Raw genomic sequence first — 21768 nt, forward strand, 5'->3', positions numbered from 1 at the left:
GCAGGTTCAAATCCTGCTCCCGCACCCAAAACATCAAAGCCCCGCTGCCAAACGCCGCGGGGCTTTCTGTCGTCTGGCGCTGCGCTGGTACGACATCAGCGCGTGGTGTTCTGGCGACGGACCCCGCCCAGACGTCAGCGGACCTGGTCCATCCAGTCCCGCGGCAGCCGCTCGGTAGGACCCGGAACCGCTTGATCCACTGGCCGAGACTGCGGCGGCGCCAGGTCAGGGCCAGCAAAGCTCCTGCCGGTGGAGTAGTCGAAGAACCAGGCCTCGCCGGGTTCAAAGCTGCGCATGACAGGATGGCCGGTTTCGTGGAAATGACCGGTGGCGTGCTGGCTGGGCGAACTGTCGCAACAGCCCACATGGCCGCACTGGGCGCAGCGACGCAGGTGCACCCACCATCCCCCCGTCTCCAGACACTCCTGGCAACCGGTTCCGCTGGGCGGAGCGGCGGGATCTATCCCTTCGCGCATGATCGACTCCTGGCCTTCAAGGTTTCAGTTCGCATTGAGTTCTGTGGTCGGCGATGATGACGTCGCTGGCGCGTTCGCTGACCATGTAGACCGCGCTGGCGATGAACAGGCCGGGGATGCGAGGAAAGACACTGGCGTCGACCACCCTCAGCCCCTGGACCCCGCGGACCCGGAAGTCCTTGTCCAGCACCGCCATGGGATCGTCGTCGGCGCCGATAGCGCAGGTGCAGGAGGCGTGATGGCCCCAGGCCTGGTCCCGGACGAACTGCTCCAGCGCGGCCTGATCCTCGGCCTGGGGGCCGGGGATCAGTTCCTCGGCGATCATGCCGGTCAGGCGTGAGGCGATCCGGCGCGCGATGCGGACGCCGTCGACAACGCCCTTCAGGTCGCGCGTTTGATCGTCTGACCCTTCCTCGAAGTAGGCGAAGACGATCAGGTCCGGCTCGCCCTCGGCTACGCTGGAGCGGGCGATGAAGGCGGCCAGGGAGCCGTTGGTGCTGTAGGGACCGTCCCGGTCGACCAACCACTCCTGGAACAGTCGGTCTGCGGCCCCGTCGCGACCGGGCACGTCCAGGGCTGCGTCGGCGAAGACCGGATAGTCGTGGAGGGTGCGGTGAACCACCCCGACCTCGTAGCGGTCCTGAAGATTGGCGCCCACGCCGGGGCGATCCAGACGGACGGGCAGGCCCAGGCGCTCCAACTCCTCGCGAGGACCAATGCCGGACAACTTCAGCAGTTGCGGCGTGTTGAAGGCTCCGCCGGCGACGATCACCTCCCGTCGGGCATAGATCTCGAAGGGCGCGCCGGGGCCGTGCGCCTGGGCCGCCTGCGGGTCGGCTTCATACAGGTGCGCGCCGCCCAGGCCGGCCACGCCGACGGCGCGGTCGCCATCGAACAATATGTGCGCCGCCAGGGCGTGGTGTCGGATATCCAGACGCTCGGGATGGGCCTGTCGGGCCGCCAGTATCCGCTCGCGGGCGCCATTGCGGCGACCGTTATCGACTGCGACGGGGATGAAGCTCATGCCTTCGCCGCCCGTGCTGCCGAAGCGCCAGTCGCTGGGGTCATTGGGAAGGATGGCGGCCTCTGGCGTCGCGTAGGTCGCACGGCTTTCGGCCTCGATGGCGTTGATGATGTCGAGGAACCAGGGCTCGCGTCCGGCCAGATCGGGCCGGGCGCGGGTGATCTTCAGCCAACCGTCGAAGCCGTGACGCGAGGCGTCGCCGGGGCGGGCGGGGTTGGCGGGGTCGGGATCGGGTCCGCGCCAGGCCTCAAGGCGTTGAAACCGCGCGCGCATGGCTTCGGCCGACCAGTCCGGATCGCCGGTCAGTTTCGCCAGATAATCCCAGTCCGCGTTGTGCGGATAAAGGGTGACCAGGGCGCTGACAGCCGTCGACCCGCCCAGGGTCGCGCCGCGCGGGTAGAACACGCCCTGCTGTTGGGGGAGATATTTGGGATCGCGCCGCTGACGGGTCTCGTCGGCGTAGTGCCGCACGAAGAAATCCCAGCGCATGGCGGCGTCTTCGCTGGCGTGGGCCTGCATGATCGGCACGTCGTAGTAGGGGCAGGCGTGATCGTCTCCGGCTTCCAGCAGCAGGACGCTGAAGCCCGCCTCGACCAGATTGGCGGCCAGGGGGCCGCCGCCGGCGCCGGAGCCGACGACGATGAAGTCGTGTCGGGCCTGGGTTCTCCAGTCTGGGCGTGCGACGGTCACACGGTCAGTTCCCATTCCTCGGCCTGCTCGCGACGGGCCATGTCCAGGGCCGCCTGAGGCCGGACGGTGCGGTAGGGCGGGTGGTCCGCCTCAATCACCTCGATCATGGCGGCGATCATCTCGGCCGGATCATGCTGATGGGTCAGTTCGCGCACCGGCCAGTGTTCGACGACACGCTCGCCCTGGCTCCACCATTGATCCATCGCCTCCATGCCGGTGTCGTTGAACCCGGTGCGAAAGGCGCCAGGATTGATCGTTGCGACCTGAACCCCATAGGGCTTCAACTCTTCGCGCAGGGCCGAGCAGAGGCCCTCGACCGCATGTTTGGAGGCGGCGTAGGCGCCGTCGAACGGCACCTTCACCAGGCCGGCGACCGATGAGGTCCACACGATCCGCCCGGCGCCGCGACGGACCATCTGACGGGCGAAGCCCTGCGCCAGTTCCAGGGCGGCGAAGACGTTGGTTTCGAACACCGAACGGACGACCGACAGGGGGATCTCCACCATCGGCCCGGATTCCATAATCCCGGCGTTGTTGAACAGGACGTCGATGTTCTGCTCAAAGGCTTTGGCGCGATCCATCTCGTTCAGCACGTCCAGCTTGACGACCTGCAGGTCCAGATCTTCGGCGACGGCGGCCTGACGCAGTTCCCAGACCTGGGGCCAGATCTGACACCCGGCGATCACCTTGTGGCCGCGCCGGGCCAATCCGAGGGCGACGCCGCGGCCAAAGCCGGAGGCGGCGCCGGTGACAAGGACGGTCTTCATGACGGCGCCCTTTGGTCGCGCGTGGGAGCGGGGGCTGTCGGGCGGGCGTGAGGCATCGTGATGTCCCCGAGTTCTCATTCTCAGCGCGCGGTCGCCTGACCTCGAACGTCTTCTTCAGGTCGCGATCCAAGGGCGCCGAACCCTACTCAAACTTCAAACGGGCCTTGGCGTTCCGCCTTGGGATCGACCGGGCTCGTCGGGGCAAGGCGGGCGGGTTTGTCAGGACCTTGTTTGCCCTGCGTTCAGGGTGAGCGTCCGCTGTCGCCGTCCTGAAGGGCCAATCGGGCCCGGCCGCCACGCTTGGCGTGGGCGCAAACGTGGATGGGCGATGGCTGTTGCGATAGTGCAACGGGGTTCGTTCAATCATGGCGTTTTTGCGGTTTGGGTGGTGCAATTTGGGCGCTTTGGGAGAAGCTTGATGAAATTGGCCGTGATGGTCTGCTGCGGACGCCTTCTCTAAGGCTTCTGACGCAGCGCTCTGAATAAGGACGCCGTAATCAAGATGACTATTCGAAATCGCCTTCGTGACTCATCTTCTCTTGTTGGGGGCGCAATGGCAGCGCTTCTAGCGGCATCTCCCGCTCTGGCTCAAACGGCCGAGCCGGCTACTCAAGACGAGGGCGCGACGCAGGTCGAGGAAGTCATCGTCACCGGCTCGCGGATCCCCAAGAACGAGTTCACCAGCGCCTCGCCCGTCCAGGTGATCACCAGCGAGCGGGCGCAGGCGCGCGGGTTGAGCGATACGGCCCAGATGCTGCAGTCGTCGACTGTCGCCGCCGGTTCGCCCCAGGTGAACAGCACCATCTCCAGCGCCTTTGTCACGGATGGCGGCCCCGGCGCCTCAACGATTTCCCTGAGAGGGCTCGGCGCCAATCGAACCCTGGTGCTGCTTAACGGACGTCGCGCCGGCCCGGCGGGCACGCGCGGGGGCGTGTCCGCTTTTGATCTCAACGTCATTCCCCAGTCAGCGATCGATCGCGTCGACGTGCTCAAGGACGGCGCTTCGTCGATCTATGGGTCGGATGCGGTCGCGGGCGTGGTCAACCTGATCACCAGCCGCGGCCGAGACGGCGGCGAAATGGGCGTGTTCGCCACGGCGCCGCTGGATGGCGGGGGCGAGCAATACAATGTCTCAGGCGCCTTCGGTAAGAAGTTCGATCGCGGCTATATCAACATCTCTGGCGACTATTACCGCCAGGAGGCGCTGCGCGCCGGCGATCGCGACTTCCTGATCTGCAAGAACCAGTATGTGTTCGAGCCGGGCACTCGCAATCGCGCCGATCGCATTGATCCCCGCACGGGCAAGCCGACGTGTAACGACACCCTCTGGGGACAGGTCTATGTCTATGGGCCGGGCTTCACGGGTCGGAGCGGTCGCTTCCAGTACGACTATGACGGCGACCTGGGTCAGCATATTCCGGTGCGCCCGGCCAATCCCGCGATCGACGCCCAGTATCCGGGCGCGCCGGACGGCTTCTATCTGGTCAACTATGACGCGGCATCACGCGCCGTGGTCAACGCCAGCCATCCCTTCGCGCGCGAAGAGTCGATCGTGCCCGAGGTGGAGCGCTATACGGCCTTCATCGACGGCGCCTATGAGATCGGGCGCGGCATGGAGGTCTATGGCGAGTTCCTGCTGAACCGTCGCGAAAGCCGAACCGACAGCTATCGCCAGTTCTGGAACTATACCTATACGTCGACCGGCATGGGAGGCGGCGGGGACCCGGTCAACGGTTTCACCGGCGACTACTACCTGAGCGCGACGCCCGTCACGGACCACTTCGACCAGTCGCAACGTGTCGACTACATCCGCGGCGTGGCCGGGTTGCGGGGTGATCTGAACCTCTTCTCCAACACGTGGAAGTGGGACATCTTCGCCCAGTACAGCCGTTCCGACGGCGACTATACGTCGGATGTGATCCTGGACGACGCCGTGGCGTCGACCAACTTCAAGACGGAAAGCTGCGTGGGCACCAACCTGCCTGTCAGCGGCCGTCAGTGCATCGACATGAATTTCGCCGATCCTCGCGTCCTGCGCGGCGATCTGACGGCGGAAGAACGCGCCTTCCTGTTCGATACGGAAACGGGCAACACCCTGTACGAACAGACCTATGTAGAAGGCGCGATCGGCGGCAATCTGTTTGAACTGCCTGCGGGGCCGCTGGGTCTGGCTCTGGGTTTCCATATTCGTCGTGACGAGATCAACGACACGCCCGGCGACGTGACGCTGGCGGACAACAGTTGGGGCCTGTCGGGCGCCGGCATCACCGAGGGATCGGAGGACACGCGCGAAGCCTATGTTGAACTGGCCGTGCCCCTGTTGAAGGACTACCCCTTCATCCAGGATCTCGATCTGTCCCTCTCGGGCCGCTACACCGACACCAAGACCTCTGGCGACGCCTCGACTTACAAGGTTGGGCTGAACTGGGCGGTGAACGACGCGGTGCGGTTCCGCGCCACCCACGGCACCTCGTTCCGAGCGCCGGCCCTGTTTGAACTCTATCTCGCCGATCAGACCAGTTTCGCGGGCCAACGCAATATCGACCCCTGCCTGAACCTGGACAATCGTCTGGCCGACGGCACGGTCACGCAGAAGCTGTATGACAACTGCACCAATGCGGCAGGGCCGGGCGGCGGCGTGGCTGGCGACTTCACCGGGGGCAATTCCTCGGCCGAGGTTGTGACGGGCGGCGGTCTGGGCGTGCTGACGCCGGAAACCTCGAAAGCCACGGTCGTGGGGGTGATCATCACGCCGCCCAATACCGGGATCAGCCTGGCGGTCGACTATTTCGACATCAACATCAACAACCAGGTCACCAACCTGGGCGCCGGCGGCATCCTGACGGCCTGCTATCTGTCGGACAACTTCCCGACCGATCCGATCTGCAATCAGTTCGACCGGGACCCGACCCTGGGCATCACCCAGGTGCGCGACAGCTTCATCAACATCGCGGAACAGACCAACCGCGGTCTGGATTTCACGGCCCGCTTCGTGACGGAGACGCCTTGGGGTGAACTGACGATTGATAGCCAGACGACCTGGACCCTGGAAAACTTCACGGCTGTCTTCGCCGACAGCTCCGTCGATCCTCTGGGCGAGGTGGGCTATCCTGAGCTGGTCGGCAATATCAACGCCAGCTTCTCGCGTGGTCCTTGGACGGCCTTCTGGGGCTTCGACTGGATCGGCAACCAGTCCAGCCTGGGCGAGTATCTGGAGGGGAATGGTTCGCCCTTCACCACCATCGACGGCCGTCGGGTCGAGGTGAAGGCGGACGCCGAGTTCACCGGCTTCCACAGCGCCTCGCTGAGCTATGAGTTCGATGACTGGAAGCTGATCGGCGGCGTCGCCAATCTGTTTGACGAAAAGCCGCCGGCGGCCTCGACGATCATCGGCGAATACTCGACTACCGGGAACTCGATCCTAGCGTCGCAATACACCGAGGCCTACTACGGCCGTCGCGTCTTCGTGCGGGTCAGCAAGTCGTTCTGATCAAATCGAGCGGCTAGGTTGAGAGGGCGGCGGGTTTCTCGCCGCCCTCTTGTCCATTTCGGGCTGGGCGAAGCGACGAGCGCTGCGCTACCAATGACGTGCTGGCGGGGGAGAAGCATGGCCATCATTACAGGGATCACGGACACGCTGGACGCGCAGGTGGCGCGTTTTCCGCAGGCGCCCCTCAGTCAACCGGTCCTGCTCAACAGCGTGCCGAAGGGCGGGACCCATCTGCTGCGCAACATCGTCAGAATGTTCGTGCCGGCCGAGCAACACTATGATCAGGACTTCGTGCAGATTCCCAACATGCATCTGCACCTGGAGGCCTTCAATCCTCATGCGCCCAGGCTAAGCGCCGCCCATCTCCTGTTCAGCGACCAGGCTGTCGCCAACATTCGCACGGCCCGTCATGTCCTGTTGGTGCGCGACCCCTACGACTGGGTGCTGGCGCGCGCACGATTTTTCGTGTCGGACGCCTTCCACCAGGAAAATCTGGAGCACCTGAAATCGGGCGTGTTCAACGGCGACATGCTGCTCAACTTCATGATCTTCGGACTGCATGGAAAGACGCCGGCCCTGGCCGATGTCTATACGCACAATGCCGCCGCATGGTTGGGGACGGGCGCGTATCTGGTTCGATATGAGGACATCCTGGCGGCGCTGGCGGATTTGGACGCGCCGTCGTCCGAGCTGTATTTCCGCGCCTTGCTGGACGCCTGCGGCATCGACATGCCAGCCGACTGGAAGGCGCGGGTCCGTATCGGCTCGGATCGCAAATTGAGCCGCACGGCGCGTGAAAACCTCAAGCTTCCGGCCGGGGTGAACTTCCCGGCGACCCTGCCTGAGCAGCAGAAGCGACTGGTGGATTTCCACGCGCCGGGGCTGCGGCAGTTGCTGGGCTACGCCTGACAAACCGGCCGGTCGGCGGCTCCAGCGGGCGACGGGTTGGCGGCGTTCTGCTCAGAATGCCGCCGCGCCGCCCCGTCACCTCCGCGCGGTGCTGGTGGGAAGGACGCCGCGCATCTCGGAGGGGTAGAAGCCCTCGCGCAGGTTGATCCCGTGTTCCAGCCAGGCCTTCATGGCCGACAGCATGGCGCTCCAGCCCTCGCAGTTGGCGAAGGCGGCCTTTTGGCCCGCGGCGTCTTCGATCCAGCCGGATTCGGCGACGGTGACGAAGGTCGAGCCGTCCTCCAGCGCCTCGAACCCCATGACGATTTTCGTCTTGTAGGCGGGCTGTCCGTCGGCCGTCTCGGCGTCCCAGCGCAGCACGATGCGCTGTTCGGGCACGACCTCGTCGACCTCGACCGGAACGAGGCCCCACCAGGTGACGACAGCGCCGGCCGTCAGGGGCGCGCTGGCGCCGCCCAGGGTCGTGAAGTAGCGGCTCAGCGTTGTCGGATTGACGACCGCGTCGAACACGTCGCGCGGCGGCTTGGCGATGCGGCCGGAGACCGTGAAACCCAGAGACATGTCAGATCCTCCCTTGCTTGCAGAGGGAGACGATATGTTATAAAAAACTAACATGTCAAATGAAGCGCAAGATGATCGTGTTTTCAAGGCGCTGGCTCATGCCCGACGCCGTCAGCTGCTCGATTGTCTGCGCGATGGGCCCGTCACGACCGGGGGGCTGTGCGACCGCTTTGCCGACATGGATCGTTGCAGCGTCATGCAGCATCTGAAGGTGCTGGAAGGCGCCGGCCTGGTGGTGGCGCGGCGAGAGGGACGTGAGCGCTGGAACCACCTCAACGCCCTGCCGATCAAGCACATCCATGATCGCTGGATCAGCGAATATGCGGGCCAGGCCCTGTCGCTGATCGACCGCTTGAAGAACGACCTGGAAGGCCAGGACTGACCCCAGCCGGGCGGCGGCCTTACTGGTCTTCGTCGAACTTGCGGGCGACCAGGTCGCTGAGAGCTTCGATGGCTTCGGCGGCGTCCGGACCCTCGGCTTCAATATCCACGCCGCAGCCGATGCCGGCGCCCAGCATCAGCAGGCCCATGATCGAGCGGGCGTCCACCGTGACGCCGTCGCGGGTGACGCGGATCTCGGACTCGAAGCTGGAAGCCAGCTTGACGAACTTGGCCGAGGCGCGAGCGTGCAGGCCGCGCTGGTTGCAGATGCCGACGGTGACCTGGATCGGCCCCTGAACGGGAGTATCAGTCATTTCTCGCCCGCCAGAACCCAGGAGGCGACCGAGATGTATTTGCGCCCGGCGTCTTGAGCATGGGCGACGCAGGTCTCGAGGCTCTCGCGGGTGCGCACGCTGGCCAGCTTGATCAGCATGGGCAGGTTCAGGCCGGCGATGACCTCGGCGTGGGTCTGCTCCATGACCGAGATGGCCAGGTTGGACGGCGTGCCGCCGAACATGTCGGTCAACAGGATGACGCCGTCGCCGTCGTTCACGGCGGCCGCAGCATCGACGATGTCGCGGCGGCGCCGCTCCATGTCGTCTTCGGGGCCGATGCAGATCGCGGCCACGCCCCGCTGAGGGCCGACCACGTGCTCCATCGCCGCCAGGAATTCAGAGGCCAGGCCCCCGTGGGTGACGATCACCAGCCCGATCATGAAGGCTTCACCAAGACAATACGCCCCGCGCTTCTGCTCTCAGCGAACGCCCTTGGGGCGTCCAAACTGATCTGCAAGCCGGCCTTCATAGGCTAATCGCGCGCCGGTTCAAAGAGCCGCGAGCGCGGTTGCGACGACCTGCCCGGCGGAGGCGGGGCGGGGGTCCAGCCGCAGTCGCGGAATCGCCACGTCCTGCCAGGCCCAGGTGTCGGCTTCGGGAAGGCGCTCAATGGCCTCGTGCGTGCAGGCGACGGCCAGGACGATCCGCGCGAGAGGCTGGATCGGGACCGCGACGATGCCCAGGCCGCGCACCTCGATCCGGCCGGCGATCGCAGCCGGCGTTGCGGCGTAGAGGGCGCCGTCCGAGGCCCACAGGTGGGTCCAGTCGTCGGCGATCAGTCGCCAGCCTTTACCGATCAGACGCAGGGCCAGGTCGCTCTTGCCGACGCCGGAGGGACCCTGGATCAGGACGCCGCGCCAACCGGCGGCCGTGCGACAGGCGACGGCGGTGGCGTGGATCGGTTGCATCGGCGCGCTCATGGGCGACGTCCGGCCAGGGGCAGCAGGACTTCAAAGCGGGCGCCGACCACGGCGCCGGTCTCGTCTGTGCGGTTCTCGGCATGAACGCGACCGCCGTGGGCGTCGATGATCTGGCGCACGATGGACAGGCCCAGGCCCGAGTTGGCGCCGAAGGCCGTGCCCTTGGGCCGCGAGGTGTAGAAGCGCTCGAACACGGTCTCGAGGTTTTCGGGCGGAATGCCGGGGCCATCGTCCTCGACCCGGATGCGCAGGGGCCAGTCGGGGCGGCTGTCGTCGCGTTCCAGACGCACCCGGACCTCGCCATCGGCGGGGCTGAAGGAGCGGGCGTTGTCGATCAGGTTGCGGAAGACCTGGCCCAGGGGGATGTCGCGGCCCAGGACCTTGGCGGCCTCGGCGGTCGAGGCGAAGCGGACGCCGGCCTCGCCCGGCTTCTGACCGCCCTCATAGACGGCGATGATGTCGCCCAGCAGTTCGTTGAGGTCGATCAGGCGCGGGCGGTCGCGCGACAGCTCGGCGTCCAGGCGCGAGGCGTTGGAAATGTCGGTGATCAGGCGGTCCAGGCGGCGCACGTCCTGTTGCAGCAGATTGGTCAGGCGCGCCCTCTGCTCGTCGGTCTTGACCAGGGGCAGGGTTTCCAGGGCCGAGCGGATCGAGGTCAGGGGGTTCTTGATCTCGTGGCTGACGTCAGCGGCGAAGCGCTCGATGGCGTCCATCCGCGTCGACAGGGTGTCGGTCATCGACTCCAGGGCGCGGGCCAGGTCGCCGATCTCGTCCTTGCGGTCCTCAAGGTCGGGCAGGGAGATGGCGCGGGCGCGTTGCAGGCGCACCTGATCCGCCGCCGCCGACAGGCGCATGACGGGGCGCGCCACGAACATGTGCAGCACCAGGGCCGACAGCAGGTTCACCGCCAGGGCCACCAGGGCGAAGGGGGTCAGGGCGCGGCGCTGGGCGGCCAGGGTCTCGTCCACGTCGCCGGCTTCGAGGGTCAGGACGCCCAGGACCTGCTGGACATGGCGCACGGGCAGGGAGACGGAAACCACGCGGTCGCCGTTCTCGTTGCGGCGGATGTCGGCCTGGGGCGCGCCTTGCAGGGCGCGCTCGACCTCGGCTGACAGTTCGGCGTTGGCGCGCTTGACCCGAGCGGTTTCGCGCGGAGAAAGCGCCTCGGGCGCCAGGGCGGTGCCGGCGGGGTTGGCGGGCGCCAAGGCCTGACCCGGAATGGCGTCGGTGACGGCGAAGCTGTCGGAAACGATCAGGCCGTCCTGATCATAGAGGCGCGCGCGCTGGCCCTCGGGAATGAAGTTGTCGCGCAGCCACAGACCTGCGGCGCCGGGGTCCAGCATCGGATAGGGCTCGCCCCGCGTGATGCCCAGTTCGCCCAGCACATTGGCCAGAAGCTTGGCCTGGACCGACAGGGATTCCTGACGCGCCTCGATCAGGCCGCGCTGCCATTCGTTCAGGGCCAAGGCCCCGCCGAACAGGATCAGCAGGCTAAGCAGGTTGAGCGCGAGAATGAAGCCGCCGAGGCGCGATCCGCCGAAGCGGAAACGGCGCCTCGGCCGAGCGTCCTCGGTCTCAGCTTTCGCGGTAGCGGTAACCGACGCCATACAGGGTCTCGATCGCGTCGAATTCGGGATCGACCACCCGGAACTTCTTTCGCATCCGTTTGACGTGGCTGTCGATGGTGCGGTCATCGACATAGACCTGATCGTCGTAGGCGGCGTCCATCAGGCTGTCGCGGCTCTTCACGAAACCGGGGCGCTGGGCCAGGGCCTGAAGCAGCAGGAACTCGGTGACGGTCAGCTTGACCGGGCGGCCTTCCCAGGTGCTCTCGTGACGGGCCGGGTCCATCGACAACTTGCCGCGCTTGATGGCCTTGCCGGCGGCTTCGGCGGCCGTCTCGACCTCGCCGCCATCGGCGCCGGTGCGGCGCAGCAGGGCCTTGACCCGTTCGATCAGCAGGCGCTGGCTGAAGGGCTTGTGGATATAGTCGTCGGCGCCGAGGTTGAAGCCGAGGATCTCGTCGATCTCCTCGTCCTTGGACGTCAGCATGATGACCGGAATCTGCGAGGTCTGGCGCAGGCGGCGCAGCACCTCCATGCCGTCCATGCGCGGCATCTTCACGTCCAGGATCGCCAGATCCGGGGGCGTGGTCTCCAGCGCCTCCAGGCCCGAGGCGCCGTCGTGATAGGCCGTGACCTTGTGGCCATGGCTTTCCAGGGCCAGGGACACGGAGGCGACGATGTTCTCGTCGTCGTCGACCAGGGTGATGTTGGCCAAGGGCTTCTCCTTAGTGCGGGCGGCGGCGGTCGTTCGATCAACCGTCGCGAGTCGATTGCTCAACGCGCGACAAGCGTAACCGTTCTATTCTCTCGCGGTGACATTACGGCCACAGCAGATGGTTCGCCAGAGCCTGTCTTTCAACCTTGGCCGGGAAATGGCGAAACCTCGCCTTAAAGGCTGAAGGGCCAGGATAGCGGTCAGATACGCACGAAAGTCGCCATGGCCGGTCCGGTTCACTACGAAATCTATGTTCGCAAGACGCCGCCGGCGTCCTGGTCGCTGTCGATGGCGACCGAGGACCGCAAGGCAGCGATCGAGACCGCCGAGGATCTGCTGCGCGACGGCCAGGCCTGCGCCGTGCGCGTCACCAAGGAAACCCTGGACCCGGACACCATGGAGTTCGCCAGCGTCGTCGTCCTGACGCGCGGCGCGCCCGAACTGAAACGCAAGGCGCCGGTGCGCGAGGACAATCGCGGCCCCAGTTGTCGAGGCGTTCAGGATCTCTACGCCCCTCATGCTCGTGATCTGCTGGGGCGGGTGTTGGAGGACTGGCTGAACCGGCAGGGCGCCACGGCCTTTGAACTGCTGCATCGCCCTGACCTGGCCGAGCGGCTCGAGGCTTCGGGCGTCGAACTGCAGCACGCCATTCAGAAGATCGCCGTGCCCGAGAGCCAGAGCACGAGTCAGCCGGTCCACGACCTTGTGCGCCACTATCAACGCCTGGCGGAGCAGGCGATCGAGCGCCTGTTGCAGGCGGGGCGACGTCATCTCTTTCCCAGCCTGGACGCGCGCTCGATCGCCGATGTGGCGCATCGGCTGAGCGGGGCGGCGGATCGCGCCTTCATCATGGGCGGCGTGGTCGCCGGGGCGCTGAAGGGCCTGCCCAGCGCGCGGGCGCGTCTGGATCGACTGATGGACCTTTGCGAGCGTGCGCCGGCGGACGGACCGCCGCGCGCCCTGGTCATGGTGCCGGTTGAGCAGGTCCTGTGCGAACTGCTGGGGTCGCGCGCCAGTCTGGCCCAGATCGTCGGACCGGCGCTGGATCAGGGCGCCAGCCTGGCGGCTGTGGTGCGGATGGTGGCGCCGCGCGAAATCGCGGCCCTGATCGCCCATGACGAGAAGCTGGCGGTTCTGATCCCGCCGGTCGAAGGCGGCCCGGTGCGTCTGGGCGAACGGTTGGCGGCGGGCGAGTTCCCTCTGCTGGCCGCCTCGTTGGCGCGCATGGTGGTGCGTGAACTGATGAGCCAGCGACGGCTGCGCCCTGGCGACGCCGAGGGCGAGATCGACATTTTGCGCGCCCTGGCCATGACGCTGACCGCGACGGCGGGCCGGCTGCTGACGCTGGAAGAGGTGCAGACCGCCTTCAGCGAGCGCTCCAAGAGCCTGGTCACCGCCGACTTCGTCGCCGCCTATGTGCGCGGCTGCCCGAACGTGCTGAGCGAGGTCGAGCGTCTGGCGCGGCTGTGCGAAAACGTCACCGGCGGGGCCAACAAGCGTTCGGCGGCGCGCTGGCTGGACGCCTGCGTCACCTCGTTGCGGTTCGAGACCGAGATGCGGGCTTCGGGCCAGGCGCCGGGCCAGAAGCTGCTGATCCTGGCCGGCCTGCAGCGGGCGGTGGGGAATGCGGCGCTGTCAGAGCGCGACCGGGACGCCATCGTGACGGCGCTCGGCGTCGTCGGCGGGGCGGTCGAGGCCGACGCCAAGCTGACGGCCCAGATCGCGCGCGCGCCCGCACCTCCGCCGCAACGGCTGACGGCCCTGCTGCGTCTGGCGGCGGCCGAAGTCGGTCCGAGCGGCCCGGTTGCGGATCGCGCCAGGGCGGAGGCGGTCAAGCTGTTGCGGGCGCCGGAGGTGCGGACCGCCCTGGGCGCGGCCCCGGAGGCGGTCAGCGCCCTTCGCCCCCTGATGAAGGCGGTCGGTCTGGCGGCCTGAGCCCTCAGTCGAAGATGTCGAAGATGTCCATCCGCTTCTTCTTCTTGCGGTAGTGATAGTCGTCGTCGCGGTGACGATCGTCCTTGTAGCGCGGCGGTTCGCGATAGCCCTGCGGCTGGCCGCCCCACGGTTGCTGCTGCTGAATCGGCTGCTGATAGATCGGCTGCGGTGCGGCCTGCGGGGCGGTGGCGCGGCCTTCCTCGGCGGCGCTGGCCATCAGTTTTTCCAGCTCGCCGCGATCCAGCCAGACGCCGCGACAGGTCGGGCACATGTCGAACTGGACGCCGTTGCGGTCCAGGGTCTGCATGGCGGCGTTGTCGTTGGGGCACATCAATAGGGGCATAGGGTCCTCAATCGTCGAATGATGCGGTCCGACATCACGTCGCCGAAGCGCCGCCAGAGGGGCCCGTCCCGCTGAGGATAGAGTTAGGGATGGCGCGCGCGCCCGACAACCTGCCCAGACGCCGCAGGGGGCGGCGGCCCAGACCTAGCAGCTCTGGCCCGCCGCCCAGCCCGACGACCAGGCCCACTGGAAATTATAGCCGCCCAGCCAGCCGGTGACGTCGACGACCTCGCCGATGAAGAAGAGGCCGGGGACCGACTTGGCCTCCATCGTCTGCTGGTCCAGGGCGGCGGTGTCGACCCCGCCCAGGGTCACCTCGGCCGTGCGATAGCCTTCGGACCCGACCGGCTTGACGGTCCAGGCGTTGACCGTCTCGGCCATGGCTCGCAGCTTCTTGTCGCCGACCTCGGCCAGCTTGCCGGCCAGGCCCTCGCGGGCGCAGACGACCTCGGCCAGACGGCGCGGAATGATGTGGCCCAGCGCCGTATGCACCGCCTGCTTGCCGTTCTCGGTCTTGGCCGCCAGCAGTCGAGCGGCGATGTCCTCGCTGGGGGCCATGTTGACCGTGATGGCCTCGCCCTCGCGCCAGTAGGAGCTGATCTGCAGGATCGCCGGGCCGGACAGGCCCCGGTGTGTGAACAGCATGGCTTCTTTGAACTGGGGCCTATCGCCCTTCGGGCTACTTGAGGCCGAGTTCGGGGCGGTTTTGACGATCGCGTCCACGGCCACGCCCGCCAGCGGCTTGAGCTGTTCCAGCAGGCCGGGCTCGAAGGTCAGAGGCACCAGGGCCGGGCGCGTCTCGGTCACTCTCAGGTCGAACTGGCGGGCGACGTCATAGCCCCATCCCGTCGCGCCCATCTTGGGGATGGACTTGCCACCGGTGGCCACCACTAGAGACGCCGCTGAAACGCGCGTGCCGTCATCCAGATCGACGGTGAAACGCTGGCCGTCGCGGGTGATGGCCTTGACGCCGAGGCCTAAGGACAGGGTCACGCCCGCCGCCTTCATCTCATCCGTCAGCATGCGGATGATCTGTTTGGCGCTGTCGTCGCAGAACAGCTGGCCCAGGGTCTTCTCGTGCCAGGCGATGCCGTGGCGTTCGACCATTTTCAGGAAGTCGTGCTGGGTGAAGCGCTTCAGCGCCGACAGGGCGAAGCGCGGGTTCTCGCTGAGGAACTCAGCCCCGCTGGTTCTCGTATTGGTGAAGTTGCAGCGCCCGCCGCCCGAGATGCGGATCTTCTCGCCGGGCGCGCGGGCGTGGTCGATGACGCGCACGCGGCGACCGCGCTTGCCCGCCTCGATGGCGCACATCATGCCGGCTGCGCCGGCGCCGACGATCAGGACGTCGAGATCTGAAGACTTCATGGGCTGGCCCTAGCAGGCGCGCGCCCATGAAGCGACCTCGGGGGCCTCTTATAGGCCCCTCTTAAAGGCCAAGCGCGATGCGATAGCTGGGATGCACCACCTCGGCGTATTCGGGATGCTTCTTCAGATAGCCGGCGAAGAAAGGGCAGGTCGGCAGGATGACCAGGCCGCGTTCCTTCAGATCGGTCAGGACGTGCTTGGCCATGCGGCTGGCGATGCCGCGGCCCTCCAGCGGGATCGGCACGATGGTCTCGGTGATCAGCAGACCGCCCGCCACCTTGTTGTAGATGACCACAGCGGTCTGGCCGTCGACCGTCAGCTCGTATCGGGTGGCTTCGGCGTTGTCGTGGATTTCGGGGTCGAGGCTCATGCTTGGCTCCTGCAGCAAGGCTGGTCAGCCTAGACTGGTGGCCGGTAAAAGGGGAGGGGACGTCGCCGCCCCCTCCAGGTGTCAGAAGCTGTAGTCCAACTGGACCCAGGTTTGACGGCCGTAGATGTCGTACCAGCCGATCGAATAGTTCGGCCATCCGCCGGTGCGGTCTTCGGGATAACGGTCGGCGATGTTGTTCATGATCACCGAGACCGAGGCCTTGTCGTTCACGCGGTAGCGCACGCTGGCGTTGAACACGGCGTAGGGGTCGCGCTCCGAGGCGTAGTCATTGGTCGGAATAGTCCCGTAGCGGACGCCATAAAGGGTGGTCGTCCACGGCCCCACGTCCCAGGTGACGCTGCCCGACATGCGGTCGCGCCAGTCCGACTGACGCGACAGGTCGCGCAGATAGTCGAAGGTCGGATCGCCCTCGAACTGCTGGTACTCGTGCTCCAGAACCTTGGTGTAGGTCAGGCTGCCGCTGAGCAGGCCGTAACGCTCGAACGTATGACGGGCGTTGACGGTGGCGTCGAAGCCGCGGGTCGTCTCGCTGGCCGCATTGATCGGGTTGACCGTGATGCGCGTGACCTGGTTCGGGTTGATGGCGGCGCTGGCCGGATTGCGCGCCACCCGTCCGACATAGTCCAGGCACAGGGCCGAGTTGGGATCGACCGTCCCGCCGCTGGGCGTGCGGCCGATGCGGCAGTCGGCCTCGGTGCGCAGGATGATGTCCTCGCTCAGCGACGTCACCTGCTGGCTGATCTCCAGATCATAATAGTCGAACTGGATGTCGAAGGCCTTGGTCGGCGTCCAGACGAAGCCGGCGGTGAAGGACTTGCCCTTCTCCGGCTGCAGCTCGGCGTTGCCGCCGCGCGTGAAGTCCATGTTGTACTGGATGTCGCAGCTGGAATAGTCCTGCTCGTCCAGCCGGCACTGATAATAGTCCGTCACGCCGGGGTAGTAGCCGCGCGTCTCAGTGGCGAAGATGTAGTTCATGTCCGGGGCGCGGAAGCTGGTCGAATAGCTGGAACGCAGCATCAGGCTGGGGATCGGCCGGTACTGCAGGCCCAGGCTGTAGGTCGGGCTGTCGACCGACTCGCCACGGTATTCGTAGCGGTCGTAGCGGCCGGCGACGGTGGCGGTCAGTTGCTCCAGGATCGGCACGCGCAGTTCCAGACCTGCCGCTTGACGCTTGCGCTCGCCGCCCGAGGGCTGCGAGCCGCTGGTGTTCCAGGCGATCCCGGTGTTCAGGCGCGCGTCGGGCTGGTTCTTGTAGCCCTGCTCGCCGATCTCGACCACGGCGGCGGCTTGCAGAGGCCCGGCGGGCAGGCGCCAGAGGTCGCCGTCCACCGAGACGGTGAAGTCCTGTAGCCAGGACGTATTGTGGTCGGTGAAGCGGTCGGCGACCGTGCCGAACTCGCCCGGCGTCAGGGGCGTGTAGAGGCGGTTGGCGGCGGGCGCATAGACCGGCTGGGTGGTGCCCGCCACGTCGCGCGCGCCTTGCTGTGCGCCCAGGAACAGGTCGTCGATCCCGGTCAGCAGCCGCACACGGCTCTGGTCACTGATGTATTCCGAGCGGTTGAAGGCCGCCTCGTAGCGCCAGTCGCCGATTTGGCCGCGCACGCCCAGGACCGCGTTCCAGTTCTCCTCGTCGTAGCGGTTGCCGACGCCAAAGGCGCCGCCCGTCTCTTCCGGCGTCAGCACCCGGTTCCAGGTCTCCAGCCGCCCGGCCGTGTCGTTCCAGAAGGTCTTGTTCCAGCTCAACGAGCGCACGACGTTGTCGACCTGGGTCTTGCCGTACTGGAACTCGCCGAAGACCTCCGTGTCGTCGTTCAGGTGATAGGTCAGGCCCAGATAGGCGTTGCCCGACTCCTTCTGCGTCTGGATCGTGCGGGTGCTGTAATAGGCGTCGCTGCCGCAATAGGAACCGCCGCTGGCCGCGACCACGCGCTCGACCGTGCCGCCCTGTAAGGCGCCCAGGCCCTCGCACAGGCCGGCGGGCGGATCATAATAGGCGCGGGTGATCGGGTTGCGGTTCGAGAACATGGCCGGCGGGACCGTGCCCGGCTCGGCGTAGCGGGTGTAGGACTCGCTGATCTCGCGGTCGCCCCAGAAGATGGCGTCGCGCTGGCTGTATTCCAGGCTGCCGACCACATCCAGACGGTCCCAACTGCGGCCGCCCGACAACTGGGCGCGCCAGTTCTCGCCGCCGCCCTGTTCGGTCCCGCCATAGCGCAGCGAGGCGTCGAAGCCGTCGGTCTTCTGCTTCAGCTTGATGTTGACCACCCCGGCGATGGCGTCCGAGCCGTAGATGGCGCCGGCGCCCCCGGTCAGGACCTCGATCCGGTCGACCACGGCGTTGGGCAGGTTGGCCAGGTTCACCGCATTGACCGAGCCGTTGTAGGCCGAGGGATATTCCGCCACCCGCCGACCGTTCAGCAGGACCAGGGTGTGGTTGGGGCCGAGGCCGCGCAGGGAGATGACGTTGGCCGCCGGGGTGAAGGTGGCGCCGAAGTCCTCGCCCTGGACCGAGCCGGTGTTCTGGGTCGCCTGGCTGAGGGCGTCGAAGACGCTGCGGAAGCCGCGCGTGTCGATGGCCTCGCCGGTGATGACCGAGACCGGGGCGACGCCCTCCAGATCGACGCGGCGGATGCGCGAGCCGGTGACGACGACCTCGTCAACCGTGGAGGCGGCCTCGGGTTCGGGCGTCTCGGCCTGAACCGGCGCCGGGGCGGATTGGGCGAAGGCGGGGACGGCCGCCGTCAGGGCGATGGCGGCGACCGACAGTCGCAGCAGACTCTTTTTCACAACTGAACCTTGTTCTTGGAGTGATGTTCCAATGAGGCAAGGTTTAGGCGAAATTTTCACCCCGAACAGCCGCGATCGCCGCGCGTTTCATTTAGAAGTTTGCAGCGATCGGATAGAAAACCTCAACGGCCGGTCAGTGGGCGTCGTCCCAGTTGGCGGCGGCCTTGGCTTCGACCACCAGGGGCACGGTCAGGGCGACGGCGGGGTCGGCGGCGCCCTCCATGATCTGACGCACCAGGGCCAGGGCGCGCTCGGCCTCGGCCTCGGGGGCTTCGAAGATCAGTTCATCGTGGACCTGCAGCAGCATGCGGGTCTTCAGGCCCGCCTCGGCCAGGGCGTGCGGCATGCGGATCATGGCGCGGCGGATGATGTCGGCGGCGGCGCCCTGGATCGGGGCGTTGATGGCGGCGCGCTCGCCGAACTGACGCTCGGCCCCCGACTTGGAATGGATGGCCGGGATGTGGATGCGGCGACCGAAGACGGTGGTGACGAAGCCGTGCTCCTTCACGAAGGTCTTGGTCTGATCCATGTAGGCGCGGATGCCGGGGAAGCGCTCGAAATAGGTCTTGATATAGGCTGCGGCCTCGCCCTGATCGATGCCCAGCTGATTGGCCAGACCAAAGGCCGAGATGCCGTAGACGATGCCGAAATTGATGGCCTTGGCGCGGCGGCGGGTTTCCGACGGCATGCCCTCGACCGGGACGCCGAACATTTCGGACGCCGTGGCGGCGTGAATGTCGAGGCCGGCCTTGAAGGCCTTCTTCAGCTCGGGAATGTCGCCGATGTGGGCCAGAAGGCGCAGCTCGATCTGGCTGTAGTCGGCGCTGATCAGCACATGGCCGGGCGAGGCGATGAAGGCCTGACGGATCAGGCGGCCGGTCTCGGTGCGGATCGGGATGTTCTGCAGGTTGGGATCGGAGGAGGCCAGACGCCCCGTCGTCGCCGCCGCCAACTGATAGGAGGTGTGCACCCGGTGCGTGGTCGGATCGGACGCGGCCACCAGGGCGTCGGTATAGGTGCCTTTCAGCTTGGACAGTTGACGCCAGTCCAAGATAGCGCGCGGCAGGTCATGCGTCAGCGCCAGGTCTTCCAGCACGCTGGCCTCGGTGCCCCATTGGCCCGACGCGGTCTTCTTGCCGCCGGGCAGGTTCATCTCGCCGAACAGAATCTCGCCGATCTGGCGCGGGCTGCCGACGTTGAACGGGCGGCCCGCCAGCTTGTGCGCCTGCTCCTCCAGCTCGGCCATGCGCTGGCCGAAGGTCGATGAAAGCGAGCGCAGACGGTCGGGATCGACCCGCACCCCGGCCAGCTCCATGTCGGCCAGAACCGCGGGCATCCCCCGTTCCAGCGTCTCATAGACGGTGGTCAGGCGCTCAGAGGCCAGGCGCGGCTTCAGCAGCCTGTAGAGCCGCAGGGTCACGTCCGCGTCCTCGGCGGCGTAGCAGGTCGCCGGTTGCAGCTCGACGTGCTTGAAGCTTTTCTGGCTCTTGCCCGTGCCGGCCACGCTCTTGAACGGGATGGGCTCGTGGCCGAGGTGCAGGCGCGCCAGCTCGTCCATGCCGTGACCGTGCAGCCCGCCTTCGAGGACGTAGCTGATCAGCATGGTGTCCTCGATCGGGGACACGCGGATGCCGCGCCGGGCCATGACGGCGAGGTCGTATTTGATGTTCTGGCCCACCTTCAGGACGGCGGGGTCTTCCAGCAGGGTCTTCAGGCGTTCCAGCGCCGTCGGCTTGTGAATCTGGGTCAGCGGCTCGCGCGTCTCGCCTTGGGCTGGTTCCAGGCCGAAGTCGAAGCCGCCGCTGAGGCCAGCGTCTCCGCTCGGTTCATGCTCATGGGTCAGGGGGATGTAGCAGGCCTCGTTCGGCCCGACCGCGATGGAGACGCCGCACAGGCCGGCGTGGGTGGCCGACAGGGCGTCGGTCTCGGTGTCGAAGCCGATGACCCCGGCGGCGCGGGCGCGGGCGATCCAGCGGTCCAGATCGTCCAGCGTCTGCACGCACTCATACCTGTCACGATCGAAGTCGTGGACGGCGTCGGGCGTCGCGACCTCGGTCTGGCCATAGCGCGGCGTGGCGACCGGGGCCGAGGGCTGGCGCGCGAAGGTCGAGCCTTCCTTTTGCGGCGCCTTGCCGTCGCCGACGCGGCGCAGCAGGGAACGGAACTCCATCCGCTCAAGGAACTCGGCCAGAACCGCCGGGTCGGGATCGCGGATCAGGAAGTCGTCGACCGCCTCGGGCGCCGGGGCGTCGCAGGTCAGGGTCACCAGTTCGCGCGACAGGCGGATCTGGTCGGCGAAGTTGATCAGGGTCTCGCGCCGCTTGGGCTGCTTGATCTCGCCCGCGCGAGCCAGAAGCGTGTCGAGGTCGCCGTATTCGTGGATCAGCTGGGCCGCCGTCTTGGGGCCGATGCCGGGCGCGCCGGGGACGTTGTCGACGCTGTCGCCGATCAGGGCCTGAACCTCGACCACCTTGTCGGGGGTGACGCCGAACTTCTCGAACACGGCCTCTTCGTCCAGGCGGCGGTCCTTCATCGGGTCGTACATGACGACGCCGTCGCCGATCAGTTGCATCAGGTCCTTGTCGGACGAGACGATGACCGCTTCGCCGCCCAGGTCGCGGACCTTGCAGGCATAGGTGGCGATCAGGTCGTCGGCCTCATAGCCGGGCAGTTCGATGCCGTGCACGCCGAAGGCGGCGGTCGCCTCGCGCACCAGGGGGAACTGCGGCACCAGGTCCTCGGGCGCCGGCGGACGGTGGGCCTTGTATTGGTCGTAGAGGGTGTTGCGGAAGGTCTTTTCCGAGTGGTCGAAGACGGCGACCAGATGGGTCGGGCCGTCCTCGCCCTTCATGTCGCGGATCAGCTTCCACAACATGTTGCAGTAGCCCTGAACCGCGCCGACGGGCAGGCCGTCCGACTTGCGCGTCAGAGGCGGCAGGGCGTGATAGGCGCGGAAGATATAGGCCGAGGCGTCGATCAGCCACAGCCGGGGCGGCGGTCCGTCCTGGGTCAGGGGGCGGGCGGTGGTGTCGGCGGGCGCGTCGGTCATGGCGCGAACATAGGGGGCACGAGGCCCCCCGTCATCCGAGAGATGTCATCCGGCCATGTGATGGA

General features: G+C 66.8%; 18 protein-coding genes. 4 read left to right on the top strand and 14 right to left on the bottom strand.

Annotated features, from left to right (window positions below):
• Window positions 1–134: 134 nt before the first annotated feature.
• The 3 genes from CQ039_RS08515 to CQ039_RS08525 are packed head-to-tail and all read right to left on the bottom strand — an operon-like array spanning window position 135 to window position 2957.
• On the bottom strand, window positions 135–476 hold the full coding sequence (locus CQ039_RS08515) for a UBP-type zinc finger domain-containing protein (protein WP_105564568.1): 342 nt from the start codon (window positions 474–476) through the stop codon (window positions 135–137).
• Window positions 477–492: 16 nt separating this feature from the next.
• Window positions 493–2190, bottom strand: a complete 1698-nt coding sequence (locus CQ039_RS08520; protein WP_199183573.1) for a GMC family oxidoreductase — start codon at window positions 2188–2190, stop codon at window positions 493–495.
• Window positions 2187–2957: an SDR family oxidoreductase gene (locus tag CQ039_RS08525; RefSeq protein ID WP_105564571.1), complete on the bottom strand. Its 771-nt coding sequence runs from the start codon at window positions 2955–2957 to the stop codon at window positions 2187–2189. The genes CQ039_RS08520 and CQ039_RS08525 overlap by 4 nt, the downstream gene beginning before the upstream one ends.
• Before the next feature lie 553 nt (window positions 2958–3510).
• Here CQ039_RS08525 and CQ039_RS08530 point away from each other — a divergent pair.
• Together CQ039_RS08530 and CQ039_RS08535 are read left to right on the top strand one after the other, a co-directional pair.
• Window positions 3511–6447, top strand: coding sequence for a TonB-dependent siderophore receptor (locus CQ039_RS08530; RefSeq protein WP_105564566.1), 2937 nt, complete (start codon window positions 3511–3513; stop codon window positions 6445–6447).
• Window positions 6448–6564: 117 nt separating this feature from the next.
• Window positions 6565–7356 carry a hypothetical protein gene (locus CQ039_RS08535; RefSeq protein WP_105564565.1) on the top strand — a complete coding sequence of 264 codons (792 nt, stop codon included), beginning with the start codon at window positions 6565–6567 and terminating at the stop codon, window positions 7354–7356.
• 75 nt (window positions 7357–7431) lie between these two features.
• Here CQ039_RS08535 and CQ039_RS08540 read toward each other — a convergent pair whose 3' ends face one another.
• Window positions 7432–7917 carry an SRPBCC domain-containing protein gene (locus CQ039_RS08540; RefSeq protein WP_105564564.1) on the bottom strand — a complete coding sequence of 162 codons (486 nt, stop codon included), beginning with the start codon at window positions 7915–7917 and terminating at the stop codon, window positions 7432–7434.
• 52 nt (window positions 7918–7969) lie between these two features.
• Here CQ039_RS08540 and CQ039_RS08545 point away from each other — a divergent pair, with 52 nt between their 5' ends.
• Window positions 7970–8299: a helix-turn-helix transcriptional regulator gene (locus tag CQ039_RS08545; RefSeq protein WP_105564563.1), complete on the top strand. Its 330-nt coding sequence runs from the start codon at window positions 7970–7972 to the stop codon at window positions 8297–8299.
• A gap of 19 nt (window positions 8300–8318) precedes the next feature.
• On the opposite strand, the gene CQ039_RS08550 is transcribed toward CQ039_RS08545, so the two are convergent.
• The 5 genes from CQ039_RS08550 to CQ039_RS08570 all read right to left on the bottom strand — a co-directional run bounded on the left by CQ039_RS08550 (window position 8319) and on the right by CQ039_RS08570 (window position 11833).
• Window positions 8319–8612 carry an HPr family phosphocarrier protein gene (locus tag CQ039_RS08550; protein WP_105564562.1) on the bottom strand — a complete coding sequence of 98 codons (294 nt, stop codon included), beginning with the start codon at window positions 8610–8612 and terminating at the stop codon, window positions 8319–8321.
• A complete protein-coding gene (locus tag CQ039_RS08555) occupies window positions 8609–9013 on the bottom strand; it encodes a PTS sugar transporter subunit IIA (RefSeq protein ID WP_105564561.1) in 405 nt (134 codons plus the stop codon). Before CQ039_RS08555 ends, CQ039_RS08550 begins: the two co-directional genes overlap by 4 nt.
• 108 nt (window positions 9014–9121) lie before the next feature.
• Window positions 9122–9553: an HPr kinase/phosphorylase gene (locus tag CQ039_RS08560; RefSeq protein WP_105564560.1), complete on the bottom strand. Its 432-nt coding sequence runs from the start codon at window positions 9551–9553 to the stop codon at window positions 9122–9124.
• Window positions 9550–11160: an ATP-binding protein gene (locus CQ039_RS08565; RefSeq protein ID WP_105564559.1), complete on the bottom strand. Its 1611-nt coding sequence runs from the start codon at window positions 11158–11160 to the stop codon at window positions 9550–9552. Before CQ039_RS08565 ends, CQ039_RS08560 begins: the two co-directional genes overlap by 4 nt.
• Complete coding sequence (locus tag CQ039_RS08570; protein WP_105564558.1) at window positions 11129–11833, bottom strand: response regulator transcription factor; 705 nt, start codon at window positions 11831–11833, stop codon at window positions 11129–11131. Before CQ039_RS08570 ends, CQ039_RS08565 begins: the two co-directional genes overlap by 32 nt.
• Before the next feature lie 222 nt (window positions 11834–12055).
• Here CQ039_RS08570 and CQ039_RS08575 point away from each other — a divergent pair, with 222 nt between their 5' ends.
• Entirely contained in the window at window positions 12056–13768 is a 1713-nt protein-coding gene (locus tag CQ039_RS08575; protein ID WP_105564557.1) for a hypothetical protein, read from the top strand.
• A 4-nt stretch (window positions 13769–13772) separates the two neighbouring features.
• On the opposite strand, the gene CQ039_RS08580 is transcribed toward CQ039_RS08575, so the two are convergent.
• The 5 genes from CQ039_RS08580 to polA form a co-directional block, all read right to left on the bottom strand.
• Complete coding sequence (locus CQ039_RS08580; protein WP_105564556.1) at window positions 13773–14111, bottom strand: zf-TFIIB domain-containing protein; 339 nt, start codon at window positions 14109–14111, stop codon at window positions 13773–13775.
• 144 nt (window positions 14112–14255) lie between these two features.
• Complete coding sequence (locus CQ039_RS08585) at window positions 14256–15476, bottom strand: NAD(P)/FAD-dependent oxidoreductase (protein WP_105564555.1); 1221 nt, start codon at window positions 15474–15476, stop codon at window positions 14256–14258.
• A gap of 61 nt (window positions 15477–15537) precedes the next feature.
• A complete protein-coding gene (locus CQ039_RS08590; RefSeq protein WP_105564554.1) occupies window positions 15538–15846 on the bottom strand; it encodes a GNAT family N-acetyltransferase in 309 nt (102 codons plus the stop codon).
• 81 nt (window positions 15847–15927) lie between these two features.
• Entirely contained in the window at window positions 15928–18654 is a 2727-nt protein-coding gene (locus CQ039_RS08595; protein WP_105564553.1) for a TonB-dependent siderophore receptor, read from the bottom strand.
• Window positions 18655–18787: 133 nt separating this feature from the next.
• Entirely contained in the window at window positions 18788–21703 is a 2916-nt protein-coding gene (gene polA, locus CQ039_RS08600; protein ID WP_105564552.1) for a DNA polymerase I, read from the bottom strand.
• Between the last annotated feature and the right edge of the window lie 65 nt (window positions 21704–21768).

The sequence above is a fragment of the Brevundimonas sp. MYb52 genome (assembly GCF_002979535.1).
GTDB lineage: Bacteria > Pseudomonadota > Alphaproteobacteria > Caulobacterales > Caulobacteraceae > Brevundimonas.